The sequence below is a fragment of the Microbacterium hydrothermale genome (assembly GCF_004854025.1).
In the GTDB taxonomy this organism is placed as follows: Bacteria; Actinomycetota; Actinomycetes; order Actinomycetales; family Microbacteriaceae; genus Microbacterium; species Microbacterium hydrothermale.
Map to the genome: position 1 here is coordinate 156616 of NZ_STGM01000001.1, position 14105 is coordinate 170720.

Genomic DNA, 14105 nt, shown 5'->3' on the forward strand with positions numbered 1-14105 from the left:
GCAGGCACCCCCGCCACAACCGTGTGCGCGGATACGTCACGGGTAACCACAGCTCCAACCCCCACCGCGGAGCCTCTTTCGAGAGTCACACCGGGTAAGACTATGGCGCGCGTTCCTATGAAGACGTAGTCCTCAACGCGGGTCGTACGGACTGCGCCCGCGAAGGTCGCATCAAACAAGTCGTGGTCCCCCGTAAGAAGTATGACTTCTTGAGAAATTGAAACTGACGACCCAATCTGGATGGGAGCGCGATTGTCTATTCGTACCCGCGCATTGAGAACGCTACCCGGACCCATCGCGAAGTTCTTCCACGTATCGAACCGCACGCCGAGATGAATGTAACTCGACTCAGCAATATCGAAACGAGTTATGCCCCGGTACCACCACAAACGAAAAACATGACTAGGGATGCGGTTTATTACGTTGTTAGTCGCGTACATCATCAACGAGAATAGAAAGGTTCTCATCGATCTCCTTTTCCGTGTTCCTTGAGACCGTGGACTGTGCGAATTGCTTGACTCACAAGTTGAGGTAGGGAGAGAGTGGCGGTCAAAACCGCAGCCCCTACGCCCGTGGAGGTATCTACTAGCGTGACCCCTGCCACTAACCAAATTGCCACTAAGGGAATATATGTCCAGCTATAGCGAAGGTACCCGCGGGCATGGTTTACGGCTCCAATGCCGAAGGACGCAATGTTTGAAATTGTAGCGCCAGCCATCAGTATGAAAAATTCTGCCCGCAGGCCCGAATAATGGCTCCCCAGTAGGTCAAGCAGTGGAGTAGTGAAAACGGTCACAAAAGCCAGAAACAGGATGCAAGAAGAGAGGTACAGGACTAGATATCTGCCAGACGACTTCAAAAGCGCGCGACGCCCCCCTGTGGTGCGCGCGATCATGGAGGCCCCCCAAGTCCCGAGAACATTGTTGAGCAGGGCAAAAGCAAGTGCATAGCGTGATAAAGCCGCAATCTCGGCAATTCCCGAAGTGTTGCCAGACCACGTCAGCAGTACTGTTATCATCTGCTCACTTGCCACCATTACAAGGACGGCGGGGAGCGACTGGCGTACGGCTCTCGAGTACGACCGACGAATTCCCACGTCAACTCTCGCCTTTGACCTGAGCGTGCTCCGTGTCTGACGCGAACTCAGGAGCGTCTGGACCCACGCTACGACTGTTGATGCCAACGTCAGGGAAATGGCGTTTGCCCAGCTTGATAGCCACGCGAGAGAAACGAGTAGAACGCGCGCGAGGCTTGTCAGCATATCAACAACACCGATGGATCCGAGTCTCCTCTGCAATTGGAGCTCGGTGGTTGTCAGACCATATTGCTGCAGCGGAATTATGCATGCCGAGACTAGCGCCGTCATTATCAACGTAGTGGGTAGCGTTGCGCCATTCGCAAGGAGCAGGTAAACAAGCAGGGGAATAACAAGTGCCATGACGACAACGGACAGACGCATGCGAGCGCTGCGCGCGGAGACATAAATTGTGTCTAGCTCGCGACTCGGACGCTTGACAGACGCCGCCAGCGACATGAATCGGCTAGTTATCCCGGTGGCTGATATGGCAGTGACGGCAGCTACGAGTGAAGTTGCAATTGAGTAGAAAGCATAATCATGCGGGCTCAACGTGCGTACGACAATGATTCCCGCCGCAAACGTCAGAACCTGGGACACAACACGGAATGCGGCGAATGCGCCAAACTGCCTAATTTTTTTCATCAGTCTGTCTGGAAAGTGATTCTAAACGCGACGTACGCGCGAAGCCTCAAAAGTGCGCACGACCCGGGCCGGCACTCCGACGGCAACCGAATTTTCGGGCACATCCTGGGTTACGACTGCTCCAGCGCCAATTACGCTTCCATGACCGATGTGTACGCCGGGAAGGACAATGGCTGCCCGCCCTAGCCACACGTCGTCGCCGATCCAGACGGGAGATATTTTTGCCCCGCTGCCAGGAACAACCTCGTGAAAATCAAAATCTGTCACACTGGCAAAGGCGGCCATACGGAAGTCATCGCCGATGACAACGGATCGGGCAGCGTAAATCGATGCTCCCGAATTTATTAGCGATCGAGCGCCGATGGACAAGCTTCCGTCTTCTCCAGTTTCGACCGACGCGCGAGCTTCGATCCCGCGGAAGGTTGCGCGATCGCCGATCGTAATTTGGCCTTGATTCTTGACGTAAACCATTCTTCCTTCCGTGAATGGTCGTCTACCGACCTCGACGGAGTTGTAGCGTAATGCGAGCAACGTACGAAAACTTCCCCATTCGCGAACAAGACGGTTCATGTTGCGCCCTCCCGGTATTTCTTTAACCTATTTTTTAGAGGTCGACGGCACCCTGAACAGCAAGCGCGGAGGCGTGGGGGCTTGGCAGAAACCGGAAGTACTCGAGTGCAGTCTCCCGCATGGCCTCTCTAGCCCCGGCCGATCTTGCTAGCGAGGCGGCCGTGGATGCGACATCGCCGTCCGAAGACATGGCGAAAGCCCCGACCGCGGCCCCAAGCTTGAGGTAATCGTCCGTGTGTTTCCCAAAGTTTGTGACGGTGGGGAGACCATGCTTCATGAGAGCTGCGAAGGATCCTCGGCGACCGCTAACCCCATCAGGGAACGGTGAGAGAGCGATGTCTGCTTCGTGCATGACCTGCGAGACGATGCTCGGCGCAGGAGCGCTCCACACTCTGAGCGATGCTGGGTCGCGTGTGAGCCTAGTCGCGTCCTCCGAATTCTTGCCGATGTACCAGAGGACGGCGGACGGGTTTTCCTCGCTTATCTGCGAGAAGGCAGCGCGAATCATCGTCGCGCGTCGGCGCTCAAGAGCTCCGAAGACCAAGACCCTCAGCTCCAGCCTGTCCGTGCGCGGCCAGCTGGCGGAGTCAGAACGCATCGTGACAGGGATATTTGGATGCACGGGAAGGGTAAGGGAACGGGGGTTGTATCTACCCAGGCGAGCCATTCCCATTTGACAGCTATGAATCACAGTGTCAGCGGTCTTTGCGAGACGCGCGGCCTGTGCGCGTTGATAGATGTGCATCACTGCGTGGCTTGGAGAAGAGGGCGCAGCGAATGTCTCGTGAAAATACGCAACCTTGCGAACCTTTGGCGCGGCTTTACCGAGACGCGCGAGGAATCCGGAGAACTCGGGGTTGTAGCCGCGTCGGCCATAAGAAAACTGCTCGAACTGTACCAAGATCACATCAAGGTTTTTCGCGACAGTCAAAAGGTGGGACGTATCCCGGAGGTTTCCACTCGGCCAACCATTGAGGTAATCGATGCTTCCCAGAGGGCCTTCTTCGGTAGCTCCAATGAGTACCGGTTTGTGGCCTAGATTCGCCAACTCGTTTGCCAAGATGACGGAGTGGTCAGCGATACCGTTCGCTTGTCTAGCGACGGACGGAAAGACAATGCCGATGGACAAACTTTTCACCGTTGCACCAATTCCTCGATGACTCGCGCGTAAGTGGAGATGACTTCATCGGACCGGAATCTTTGGAGATACCCTCGACGGGCGATCCGTTCGTCAGGGGCGATTGGACCAGCGCTCAGAGCCTCCGATAAGGCAAGAGCTAAACGGCTGGGCGATCGCTCCGGGACGACCAATCCATGACCTGACACAGCTTCGGGTAGGCCGCCGCAGTCGCTTGCGACTATCCGACAGCCGGCTGCGAGGCCTTCGAGGGCGACTAGCGGAAAGACTTCGGGCGGCTCGGAAATCGAGGGTATGCACAACACCGCGGCTTTTTTCATCTGCTTGGCGACCTCGGCGGGAGGGAGAGCGCCGACAAAATGAACATCAAGACCGCGAGAACGAGCGTCCGCATGGACTTCCTGGTAGTCCGGACCATCCCCAACAACAGTCAGCTGAGGCGGACCGTCGATCGTACTGAGGGCTTCAATCAGCACGTCCAGGCCTTTGGCGCGTGTCAAGCGGCCAACGAACAGAACGCCGCTCCTACGCTCATCGCCGGAGTCGAGATACTCGCTCGGGTCAAACGGGTTGGGCATGAACTCCGTTCTGAAAGGCAGTTCGGCGCCGAGCCAGTCGGCAACGGTGTAGGTTGATCGCCGCGGCAGCAAGCGCATCTTGGCGCGGTCCAGCCACTTCTGTCGATTTCCCCCATGAACGCCAATCGGCGTGTGAAGGACAGTCAGTCGCGGTCGGCGTGCAAGCCCAAGGATGCACGGCCATGAGAGTCGAATCGATACATTTGACTCCAAAACCACGTCAGACCATCGAAGGAGAGACATGAGTTCGAGTGCCGACGGTTGTCTCAAGACACCTGGCTCCGCGGGGCCGGTGCTCATCGTTGCCACACGAACCTCATGCCCGGCTTTGCTCAAACCCTGTTCGAGGATTTCGCTGACACGTTCGATTCCTCCGAGGCTGGGACGGAACGCAAAGGACAAGAGAGCGACGCGCATTCCTATTCCTCGCTCGAACGATCTGATCTGAGAGCTTGCTCGAGAAGCTTAGTGTCGTGCGCAGTGTATGTAGCAACAATCTGACGGTCATTGCCTCCGTCGAACGCATTCTTAGATACCAGTGAGAACTGTTGACTGCCGAGCATCACCGGGAACTCACGAGCCCTCTCCTCAACTTGGCGGATCCGCAAACCATTTCTCAACGCCATTGCATGAAGCCATACGTCGTCAGCGTGTGGACAGACTGCTAGAAATTCCGGCCCGGTTCCTGCAAGTGTCCATGCGAAGGCTGCCGGATATCGAACGCCCATCACGCCGGTGGCAAAATTCAACACTGAGGGGCTTGAACTTTCTACACGTCGCCAATATCGATATGGAGCAATATCCCCATTTATCATTGAAATTCTGTGTGCTCTGTGGCAGATGATCAGACTGCCGCCTTCGTTGTCAATCTGCAGCAGGGACGAGAGCCAGTCGCGCGTGTACAGGATATCGTCATCCGCGGTGACCAAATCCAGATGCTGTAACTCTGAATGAGTCTTCATCTCGAGGGTCTCCGGAAAGTACTTCGTGTGGGGTCCGAAATTTCCGTGAGAGTTCATTACTCGTAGTCCACGGGCTTGGGCCCGATGGAGCCCCGCTGAAAGGCGAGTGATGTCAACCTCGGGATCCACCCACAGCACAATCTGGCGAGGCTTGGCTGTTCCCCGTCCAATCGCCTCAACTACTTTGTGTACCCGCCGAAGCCTCTTCCCGTGCGACGTGAGGGAAACGATAGCGCCTGCATCCCCTAGCAGGCTTCCCCGAGAGAAGACGCTACGCAGCGTCAATGTGACCTCGAGATACGCGCTTCCAATTATGCTGCGCAGGCGTGCGCCAACTCGACTGATCGTGTATCTGTTTTGGCCGAAGAAGTCGGTTCGGGTGCTGCGGGTCATGTGTTTCTCACTTCAGATATGAAGCCAGTGTCTCTGGAGAAGTAGTCGCCGTTTAGTTCGGTGCGTACGGCGGTAGCACGCTCGCTGATGTACAAAGATCCCTCAGACAGGGTGCCCGAAAGAACGGCTCCCATTCCGACCACAACACGTGACTGGACCGTTGTGCCCGGCGTCAATTTCAGATTCGACGAGAGGAGACAGTAATCGTGGATCTTAATTCCTCGGAATGTCTGTTCTGAAGTTCGCCAGTCAATGCCATGGGTGATGAATGTGGTTCGGACGCCCGCAATGGTTGAGTGATTGCCTATGGTGACTCCGCCACTCGCATCCACATAGTGTCGCGACGTCAGAGCAGAGTGGTCACCTAGGACCAACTGTGCGGCCGCTCCCGCTGCGCGCAATGGAGTCGCCGCTGAGACCCAATTCCACTGGCCGAGTCGCGAGCTTTCGCCGAGCTGCAACTTCGCGAGTGATCGAATTACGTTCCCAGAACCGATTCGAGAATCGCGTCCTAAGACGACTTTGTCTATGCGGAAGAAGATCGATATTCCGATCTGCGAGCCCCTCTCAATTGTCCAACCCAACGAGCGGAGCGCGAAGTTTTTAAACGTGCTGGGCGGTAGCAATCCAACGAGTAGAACGATGAAGTACTTGATCGAGTTAAGACGCACGTCGGTGCTCCTTGGTCAGTTTAGATTTCGATAGATCCGAGCGGTCTTTGACCCGATGCGGATCGCACTTGATGGCCAGAATTGCCATCGCAAGAGTGATCGCAAAAGACCCCTGATAGCTAGGGTTCTGGCCGATGGTGCCGAACACGAGGGTTGGTGCAATCACGGCGCTGAGAGCGACGAAAACGGGACTGAACCTCCACGGGAATGCGAAGATCGCGACTATCAAACCGAGTCCGCAAAGGAGGCGAAGCGAGGCGAAGAGGAGTCCGAGTATCCCAAGTTCGACAACCCAACGGATTGACTCGATCTCAACCCAGCTCTGTCCCGAACCAAGCGCTATCCCAACGATCGACGTTCCTCCCACGCCCGAGCCGAAGAGTGAGAAGTTCTCCGGGCTCAGGAAGCCTAGGGTTTGTCCCAATAACCGTCCCCCGGTGTCTTCGACCCGATCGGCGGCGGCGAATCTGTCAGCAAACGCTTTCACGACTTGCGGGAAAAAGCTTGTCGCGGCAAGCCAGGATGCTCCCGCGACAAGCGCGATGGTGGACGTCAGTCTAACGGTGAGGCCCGGTCTTGTGAGTGCGCTGTGTAGCACTGCTGATAGAAGTACCAAAGAAACGCCGAGTACGGCGCCGCGTGAACCCGAGATCGCGACTGTGGTTATCGCCATCAGGAGCAACAGCGCAGCCAGACTTCTTCGTACGAACATACCGGCTACAAGCGCGGCTATTAGGACCGCGAACGCAACGATCAGGTAGTTCGTGAGACCACTCGGTGCCGTGAATGTTCCCGTTATTCGGACAACTCCGCCTTGCACGAAACGCGACTCTTCGCCCGATATTTCGCGATTGATAGGTGAGCTCGGCGGTAAGACACCCTGTATGCCGCCAAGGACGAGTTGCACCGGTAGCCAGAGAAGGATGGCTCTGGCCATACGCGTGAGTGTCGATTGTGGGGTGTAGCAGAGGACCAAGACAGGCAGTAAGAATGGAGCCAAGTAGGATCGCAACCCAACGAGCGCTACCTGAGGTGGCATATCCCCGAAAATGATGCCGCCACTTGCGGCCACTATGAGGATCACCGCAACAGCCCAAAATGGCCAGACTGACCGACGAGCACGCGCTTGACTGAAAATGAGGACAACAAGAACGACCGCAGCCAAGACGTCGCGAGTGACGTACATTAGCTCTCCGACGCCCGGAACCCACTTCCTTAGAGCACCTTCCAGTATCCATAAGTGCACATAGATTGTGGCGAACAAAGCTGCGAAGGACGCGAGATGTGATTGGCCCGCTGTTGCCCCCAGCGGCGTGACGGCTCCACGACTATTCAACGAGGGCCTCACTTACCCATGCGCTAAGCCGCTCCCGATAAGCAGCCCAACTCAGAGAGCGCGCTGTAATTGTTGCTGCGTGCGACATGTCGCGGCGTAGTGCGGGGTGTTCTAGCAGAAGCTCAATCCGTGCTCTGATTGCATCCGCCGAGCGGACCGGTACAACCCATCCCTCCAAGCCATCCGTGATGATGTCCGGGGCACCCGTGTGACTGGTGGCGAGCACCGGAAGACCCTGGGAGAGAGCCTCAGGCAGAACTAACCCGAAGCCCTCGAATAGCGATGGAAATGCAAGGAGGTCGTGGCTCCGCATCAGGTTCAGAAGTGAGGAGTGATCCACGGTCGGTACCCATGTGACGTTGCGCTTGGCTAGAGCCAAGTCGACCGCTTTGTTAGGTGCCACCTTCCGACCCACGACGGTGAGCTCAACATGTTGGTCAAATTCGGACACAGCGTCAAATAGATAGGAAAGTCCTTTCCTTTGAGTAAGGCTCCCGACATAAAGCACTCGCAATATTCGATTTGTGAAGTCCGTTCTCTCGGGAGCCACGGGCGGTCCGCCATACGGGATAACCCTCACGGGAGGGATCTCCCCTGGAAATGTCTCGAGTGTTCTCGCGGTGAACTGTGACGCGACCACGATGGCGGAGGCGAGAGAGATTTCGGCGTCCTTGCGCTCCATACGTTCAGCATGATCTGCGACCGTGGACATGGAGATGGTAGACGCCCATTCCGGGACTTGTTGAACCTCTTCCATCAGAAGCTTCTCCGCTGACCGCCAATACCCGATGGGTAGGTCGTACAGGCGGGTGATGCCCATCTCTCGTGCTCGGGAGAAGCTGGCAAGCGCACCGTCTTCGTAGGCGTATACCGCACGCGTCTGTTGATGAATTGCACGGCTCATATGCCAGTCGATAGCGTGCAGAACTGTATCTGGCGCAAATTTCTGCGTATTCGTGAGAGCGGGAATGGATCTGCGAATCAGACGAATAACTTCCGGTACCGGATGAGTTCGCGTCCGTCGATGTACGCTCCCCGGCAGCTTTCTTCTCCCGATTGAGCGGCCAACCCTTCCGTGTGGGAAAAGTCGTGCCAGAACTGTGGTGTCCAGGGTGGTATGGAACTCGTCGAGTATCCCGGCTTCAGAAAGGGCAAGCGCCATTTGTCTGCTGTTCGCGTTGAGTACCGGGTGACCTGTAATCACTCCCATGGTGCTTTTCACGTGTCAGCCCCGTACCCCGGGGCAAAGGTATACAACCGGACTAAGGCCTCACGAGTCTCGCGGTCCCCGAAACGCTCCTCACCAAGCGCTCGCGCTCTGCGCCGGTACTCGGGAAGCTTTTCGATATCGAGGATCCGGTGCACGGCCGCGGCGATCTCTTCGGGTGACTCGTCGTCGACGACCAGGCCCGCGTCGTAGAGGCGGACCAGGTCGCTAAGCACGGCCGACTTGGTCACGACTACAGGGACGCCCAGCCTCAGAGAGGCCACCAAAACGTTCCCCCATGGCTCGTCAGCGGATGGAAGTACGAATACCCCGGCACGTTCGAGGTGCTTCAGAACCCCGTCTGACGACGTGGCTCCGAGATACTGGAGATTGCGCGTCTTTTTCACTGCGATTTGGAGTTCAGCCAGATCCCCTTCGTCGGGGCCCAGTACGGCATAATCTCCGCGCCAGCCGTTCTTTTCCGCGGTCACAGCCGCACGAGCGAAATCGAGAACCCGTTTTCGGGGGTGAAGTCGTGCTGCGAATAGGACCGTAGCAGAGGGTGGGCGCAAGTCTTCGAGTGGTTTCAGTCCGATTGGTGCTGGGTTTCCGATGATCACTATGCGATCGCTAGCTGGGGGATGCCAGTTCGCGAGTGCATTTGCTTCTGCGCTGGTGAGCGCGACAAGAGTAGTTTCTCTTCCGATGAGTCGCTTTGTGGCCAGGGCATCGATCGTTCGATGTACGAGCGAGGAGCGCGAAGTCAACATCCCGTGGGGCTGCAGGATCAAACGCTTCCGTAGGAGGCGCGCGAGCAGCGCCGTTGACATCGGTATGGCCTCCCGAGAGAAGCTCACATGTACCACATCAGCGTCGCTTGTCGATCGCGCAAGAAAAGCGGCGAGCCTCGCAGAATGGGTCATGACGAATGAGTTCTTTGTGACCTTCCGTACAATTCGCGTCTTGAGAATAGCCCGGGCGTCTGGCTCGTCGCCGCTCAGAACGCCGGCTACAACCGTGACTGGCACGCCCGCGTTTGTTGCAAGCTCGGCTTGTCGGCATGCAGTGTCGAAGGGGCCGCCATATTTTCCGCTTCTACTCGCCAGAGCGACGACCCGCAGGACTCGCGGTTTGATCTTGTCCATGGTATTCCTCTTAGCGGAGACAATGCAGTTGATGCGGGACTAACGCCGGGGTCTGGTCTACAAATTTCGAATAATCATGAAAACCGGGGCCCCACCCGTCCGGAGTTGTCCCATACTGAATTCGCTTCGACGTCACTGGACACACAGGTTAGAGGCCGAACGAGAGCCGAACGACCTATCGTCACGCCTCCGAGCACAACGCAACGACTGGTAACCCATGCCCCGTCTTCGATGTTGATCGGACGCGTGATGAGCGCCATATCGAGGCGATGCCGGTGACTTCCGGTCGAAAGAAATGTCTCCTGCGAGATAGCGACGTCACTACCGATGCTGATTTGGTCCTGATTATGAAACCAGACCCCTTCGCCAATCCACGAACGATCACCGACTTGCAGGTTCCAAGGAAACTTCACTCGTGTTCGCGGTCGGAAAACAACACGTGAACCAATCTTGGCGCCGAAGGCTCGTAGTACCCGCACTCGAAGGCCCGAGCTGATCTGCCATGGGTTTGTCACGAACACCAGTTCGCAGACGGCCCATAGATACACCTGCCAGGTGGGTCGATTCCAGGCCGCTCGTTCGCCCGGCGCTTTGGAAAGATCGATCACCGGGATGTCGCTCACGGCGTCCCTTCCTGTAACTGTCGTGTAACGCGTTCGGGGGTATTGTCTGCAACGTGCAGCAACCCTCGCCAACGCTCTTCTTCGGGCTGAACTACCCCCCGGAGACTACGGGAATCTCTCCCTACACCGGTGCCATGGCCGCCGGGCTGGTCCGGCGTGGCCGCGAGGTTCGGGCCCTCGCGGGGCACCCTCATTATCCGGACTGGAAAGTTGCGCCAGGTTACGGGCAGTGGTCGCGCCGCGAAAACATCGACGGCGTTTCCGTCCACCGACTCCGTCATTTCATTCCTGCGCGCCCCACGCCGATGCCGCGGGCAGCGGCCGAAATCACCTTCGGAATCCGCCAGGTCTTCACGCGTTGGGGCCAGCCCGACGTTGTCGTCGCGGTGTCGCCCGCATTGATCTCCTCTGCACTGGTGCGCCTTCGGGCGCGGATCACCCACCCGACGACGCCCTTCGTCGTCTGGGTTCAAGACCTCTACGGCCTCGGGCTCGCGGAGACGGGTCAGGGTTCCGGTGCGGCGGCACGGGTCATCCGGGGTATCGAGAAGTGGCTTCTCCGCTCCGCCTCGATGGTCGTCGTCATCCACGACCGCTTCGCGGATCGCGTGCACCACGACTTCGGCGTCCCGCTCGAGCGCACCGCGGTCGTTCGTAACTGGACGCACCTGCCGCCGATGCCGCAGATCGATGTCGCCGCCGTGCGCCGCGCGCACGGCTGGGCGGACGACGAAATCGTTGTCGCGCACACCGGGAACATGGGCGTGAAGCAGGGACTCCACCACGTCGTCGACGCCGGCCGTCTGGCGCACCGCGCCGGCGACAAGGTGCGCTTCGTGCTCGTGGGACGCGGCTCGCAACGCGACGAACTCGCAGAACGCATCGCGGGGGAGCCGACGACCACCGAGATCATGCCGCCGCTCGACGACAAGGCGTTCTCCGAGGTGCTCCAGGCGGCCGACGTCCTGCTGGTGAACGAACTGCCAGGGGTCGCCGAAATGTGCGTGCCCAGCAAATTGACGTCGTATTTCGCCTCGGGGCGGCCCGTTCTCGCTGCCACGGACGCCATGGGGATCACCGCCCAAGAAGTCATCACGGCGAAAGCCGGAATGACCGTCGCCGCGGGTGACCCGGCGGCTCTGCTCGACGGAGTGAAAGTGCTCGCGGCCGACAGGGAAGAGGCGGCTCGCCTCGGCGAGAACGGCAAACGTTACAAAGAGACGGTGCTCGAGGAAACATTTGCGATCGATCGTTTCGATAGTCTTCTCGCGGATCTGACCACCGCCGCCGCCGGACAGATTCCGACTCACCCGAAAAAATCGAACAAGATCGGCACACCCCTTTGACGAAGCGTGCTCTCATCACCGGTATCACCGGCCAGGATGGTTCCTACCTCGCCGAACTCCTTCTCTCGAAGGGATACGAGGTGCACGGCCTGATCCGCCGCGCCTCGACGTTCAACACCCACCGCATCGACCACCTCTACGTCGACCCGCACGACCCCGAGGCCAAGCTCTTCCTGCACTACGGCGACCTCTCCGACGGCGCTCGTCTCGTGACGCTCATGTCGGCGATCAACCCCGACGAGGTCTACAACCTCGCCGCGCAGTCGCACGTGCGCGTCTCGTTCGACGAACCCGAGCACACCGCCGACACCACGGGCACGGGCACGATCCGCCTCCTCGAGGCCGTTCGCCTGTCGGGCATCCAGACGAAGTACTACCAGGCCTCCACCTCGGAGCTCTACGGCGCGACCCCGCCGCCGCAGAACGAGGAGACGCCGTTCTACCCGCGTTCCCCCTACGCGGCGGCCAAGCTGTACAGCTACTGGATCACCAAGAACTACCGCGAGGCGTACGACATGTTCGCGGTGAACGGCATCCTGTTCAACCACGAATCCCCGCGCCGCGGTGAGACGTTCGTGACCCGCAAGATCACGCGCGCCGTGGCGCGCATCAAGGCCGGTCTCGAGAAAGACCTCTACCTCGGCAACCTCGACTCGATCCGCGACTGGGGCTACGCGGCCGAGTACGTCGAGGGCATGTGGCGCATGCTGCAGGCCGACACCCCCGAAGACTTCGTGCTCGCCACGGGCGTCGGCTACACGATCCGCGACTTCCTCGAGACGTCGTTCGGACACGTCGGACTCGACTGGCAGGAGTTCGTCAAGTTCGACGAGCGCTACCTGCGCCCCACCGAGGTCGACGCCCTCATCGGCGACCCCTCCAAGGCCGCCGACAAGCTCGGCTGGGTGCCCACGATCGACGGCAACGAGCTGGCCAAGCTCATGGTCGACGCCGACGTGACGGCGCTCGAGCGCGGCGCCGACTGGATCGACACCGTGAAGCTGCCGACGTGGGGCAACGCGGAGCTCCTCGGGGCTCGCGCGTGACCGCTGCGGTCGACGGCGTCGAATACACCCCCCACGAACTCGATCGCGACGCGACGTTCTACGTCGCGGGGCACCGAGGACTGGTGGGGTCGGCCATCGTGCGCAAGCTCGAGTCGGCGGGATTCGGCAACATCGTCGGGAAGACCTCCGCGGAGCTCGACCTGAAGGATCGCGACGCCGTCTTCGCCTACATGGGCGAGACGAAGCCGAAGTATGTCGTGCTGGCCGCGGCGAAGGTGGGTGGCATCCTGGCGAACTCGACTTACCCGGTCGACTTCCTCAGCGACAACATGCGCATCCAGGTGAACGTGCTCGACGCCGCGCTCGCGAACGACGTCGAACGCGTGCTCTTCCTCGGGTCGTCGTGCATCTACCCGAAGTTCGCCGAACAGCCCATCCGCGAGGACTCGCTGCTCACCGGCCACCTCGAGCCCACGAACGACGCCTACGCGATCGCCAAGATCGCCGGCATCCTGCAGACCCAGGCGGTGCGTCGCCAGTACGGCCTGCCGTGGATCAGCGCCATGCCGACCAACCTCTACGGCCCCAACGACAACTTCTCCCCGAAGGGGTCGCACGTGCTGCCGGCGCTCATCCGCCGCTACGACGAGGCCGCTCACACGGGTGCGAGCAGCGTCACCAACTGGGGGACCGGAACGCCCCGCCGCGAGTTCTTGCACGCGGACGACATGGCCGACGCGTGCCTGCACCTCATGGAGCACTACGACGGACCCGACCAGGTCAACGTCGGCACCGGCAGCGACGTCACCATCCGCGAGATCGCCGAGACCATCGCCCGGGTCACCGGATACACCGGCGAGACCGAGTGGGACACGTCGAAGCCCGACGGCACCCCGCAGAAGCTGCTCGACGTCTCCAAGCTCGCGGAGGCCGGGTGGACGGCATCCATCTCCCTCGAAGAGGGCATGGAGCGCACCGTCGCCTGGTACCGCGACCACGTCGACACCATCCGCGGGTAGATGTTCCGGCACGTCGTGCTGTTCCGGGTCCGTGACGACGTCGCGGACCCGGACCTGTCTGCCGCGGTCACCGCGCTGCGCGGCCTGGGCTCCGAACCAGGCGTGGTGGCGTGGGCCGTGGAGATCTCGCTCGACACCCGCAAGGGCCGCGTGATCGTCGAAGACGGCACCTTCGCCGACGCCGACGCCTTCCACGCCTGGCGGGACGGAGACGCCCACCGGCGCGTGGCGGAGCACATGGCGCGGATCGCCGACTGGTGGGTGGGGGACTATACGACCCCCGAGGCCGCGGCCGACGATCCTGCCTGAGGCGAACGGATGCCGCAGATCCACCCGTTTCAGTGGTTCTGCGACGACGAACGGATAATCCCGCGTCTTACGCGCGTTCTG

12 protein-coding genes are annotated in these 14105 nt (G+C 59.5%); 4 read left to right on the forward strand and 8 right to left on the reverse strand.

Going from position 1 to position 14105, the window contains the following annotated elements:
- Positions 1-1741: 1741 nt before the first annotated feature.
- From FB047_RS17330 to FB047_RS00740, 8 genes are all read right to left on the reverse strand, one after another.
- On the reverse strand, positions 1742-2191 hold the full coding sequence (locus FB047_RS17330; protein WP_167494110.1) for an acyltransferase: 450 nt from the start codon (positions 2189-2191) through the stop codon (positions 1742-1744).
- A gap of 133 nt (positions 2192-2324) precedes the next feature.
- Positions 2325-3419, reverse strand: coding sequence for a glycosyltransferase family protein (locus tag FB047_RS00710; protein WP_136585341.1), 1095 nt, complete (start codon positions 3417-3419; stop codon positions 2325-2327).
- Between the two features lie 5 nt (positions 3420-3424).
- Positions 3425-4423: a glycosyltransferase family 4 protein gene (locus tag FB047_RS00715; RefSeq protein WP_136585342.1), complete on the reverse strand. Its 999-nt coding sequence runs from the start codon at positions 4421-4423 to the stop codon at positions 3425-3427.
- 2 nt (positions 4424-4425) lie between these two features.
- Positions 4426-4968 carry a hypothetical protein gene (locus FB047_RS00720; protein ID WP_136585343.1) on the reverse strand — a complete coding sequence of 181 codons (543 nt, stop codon included), beginning with the start codon at positions 4966-4968 and terminating at the stop codon, positions 4426-4428.
- A gap of 1053 nt (positions 4969-6021) precedes the next feature.
- The gene (locus FB047_RS00725) at positions 6022-6969 is read right to left on the reverse strand and encodes a hypothetical protein (RefSeq protein ID WP_136585344.1); all 948 of its coding nucleotides are present in this window, start codon (positions 6967-6969) and stop codon (positions 6022-6024) included.
- Between the two features lie 391 nt (positions 6970-7360).
- Complete coding sequence (locus FB047_RS00730) at positions 7361-8590, reverse strand: glycosyltransferase family 4 protein (protein ID WP_136585345.1); 1230 nt, start codon at positions 8588-8590, stop codon at positions 7361-7363.
- Entirely contained in the window at positions 8587-9720 is a 1134-nt protein-coding gene (locus tag FB047_RS00735; protein WP_136585346.1) for a glycosyltransferase family 4 protein, read from the reverse strand. Before FB047_RS00735 ends, FB047_RS00730 begins: the two co-directional genes overlap by 4 nt.
- A gap of 74 nt (positions 9721-9794) precedes the next feature.
- Complete coding sequence (locus tag FB047_RS00740) at positions 9795-10343, reverse strand: LbetaH domain-containing protein (RefSeq protein WP_136585347.1); 549 nt, start codon at positions 10341-10343, stop codon at positions 9795-9797.
- A gap of 53 nt (positions 10344-10396) precedes the next feature.
- Between FB047_RS00740 and FB047_RS00745 the strand changes: the two genes are divergently transcribed.
- From FB047_RS00745 to FB047_RS00760, 4 genes are read left to right on the forward strand one after another with little or no spacing between them, the layout of a single operon-like run.
- Positions 10397-11689, forward strand: coding sequence for a glycosyltransferase (locus FB047_RS00745; RefSeq protein WP_136585348.1), 1293 nt, complete (start codon positions 10397-10399; stop codon positions 11687-11689).
- Positions 11686-12735 carry a GDP-mannose 4,6-dehydratase gene (gmd, locus tag FB047_RS00750; RefSeq protein WP_136585349.1) on the forward strand — a complete coding sequence of 350 codons (1050 nt, stop codon included), beginning with the start codon at positions 11686-11688 and terminating at the stop codon, positions 12733-12735. The genes FB047_RS00745 and gmd overlap by 4 nt, the downstream gene beginning before the upstream one ends.
- Positions 12732-13715: a GDP-L-fucose synthase family protein gene (locus tag FB047_RS00755; RefSeq protein ID WP_136585350.1), complete on the forward strand. Its 984-nt coding sequence runs from the start codon at positions 12732-12734 to the stop codon at positions 13713-13715. The genes gmd and FB047_RS00755 overlap by 4 nt, the downstream gene beginning before the upstream one ends.
- The gene (locus FB047_RS00760; RefSeq protein WP_136585351.1) at positions 13716-14024 is read left to right on the forward strand and encodes a Dabb family protein; all 309 of its coding nucleotides are present in this window, start codon (positions 13716-13718) and stop codon (positions 14022-14024) included.
- The last annotated feature ends 81 nt before the right edge of the window (positions 14025-14105 follow it).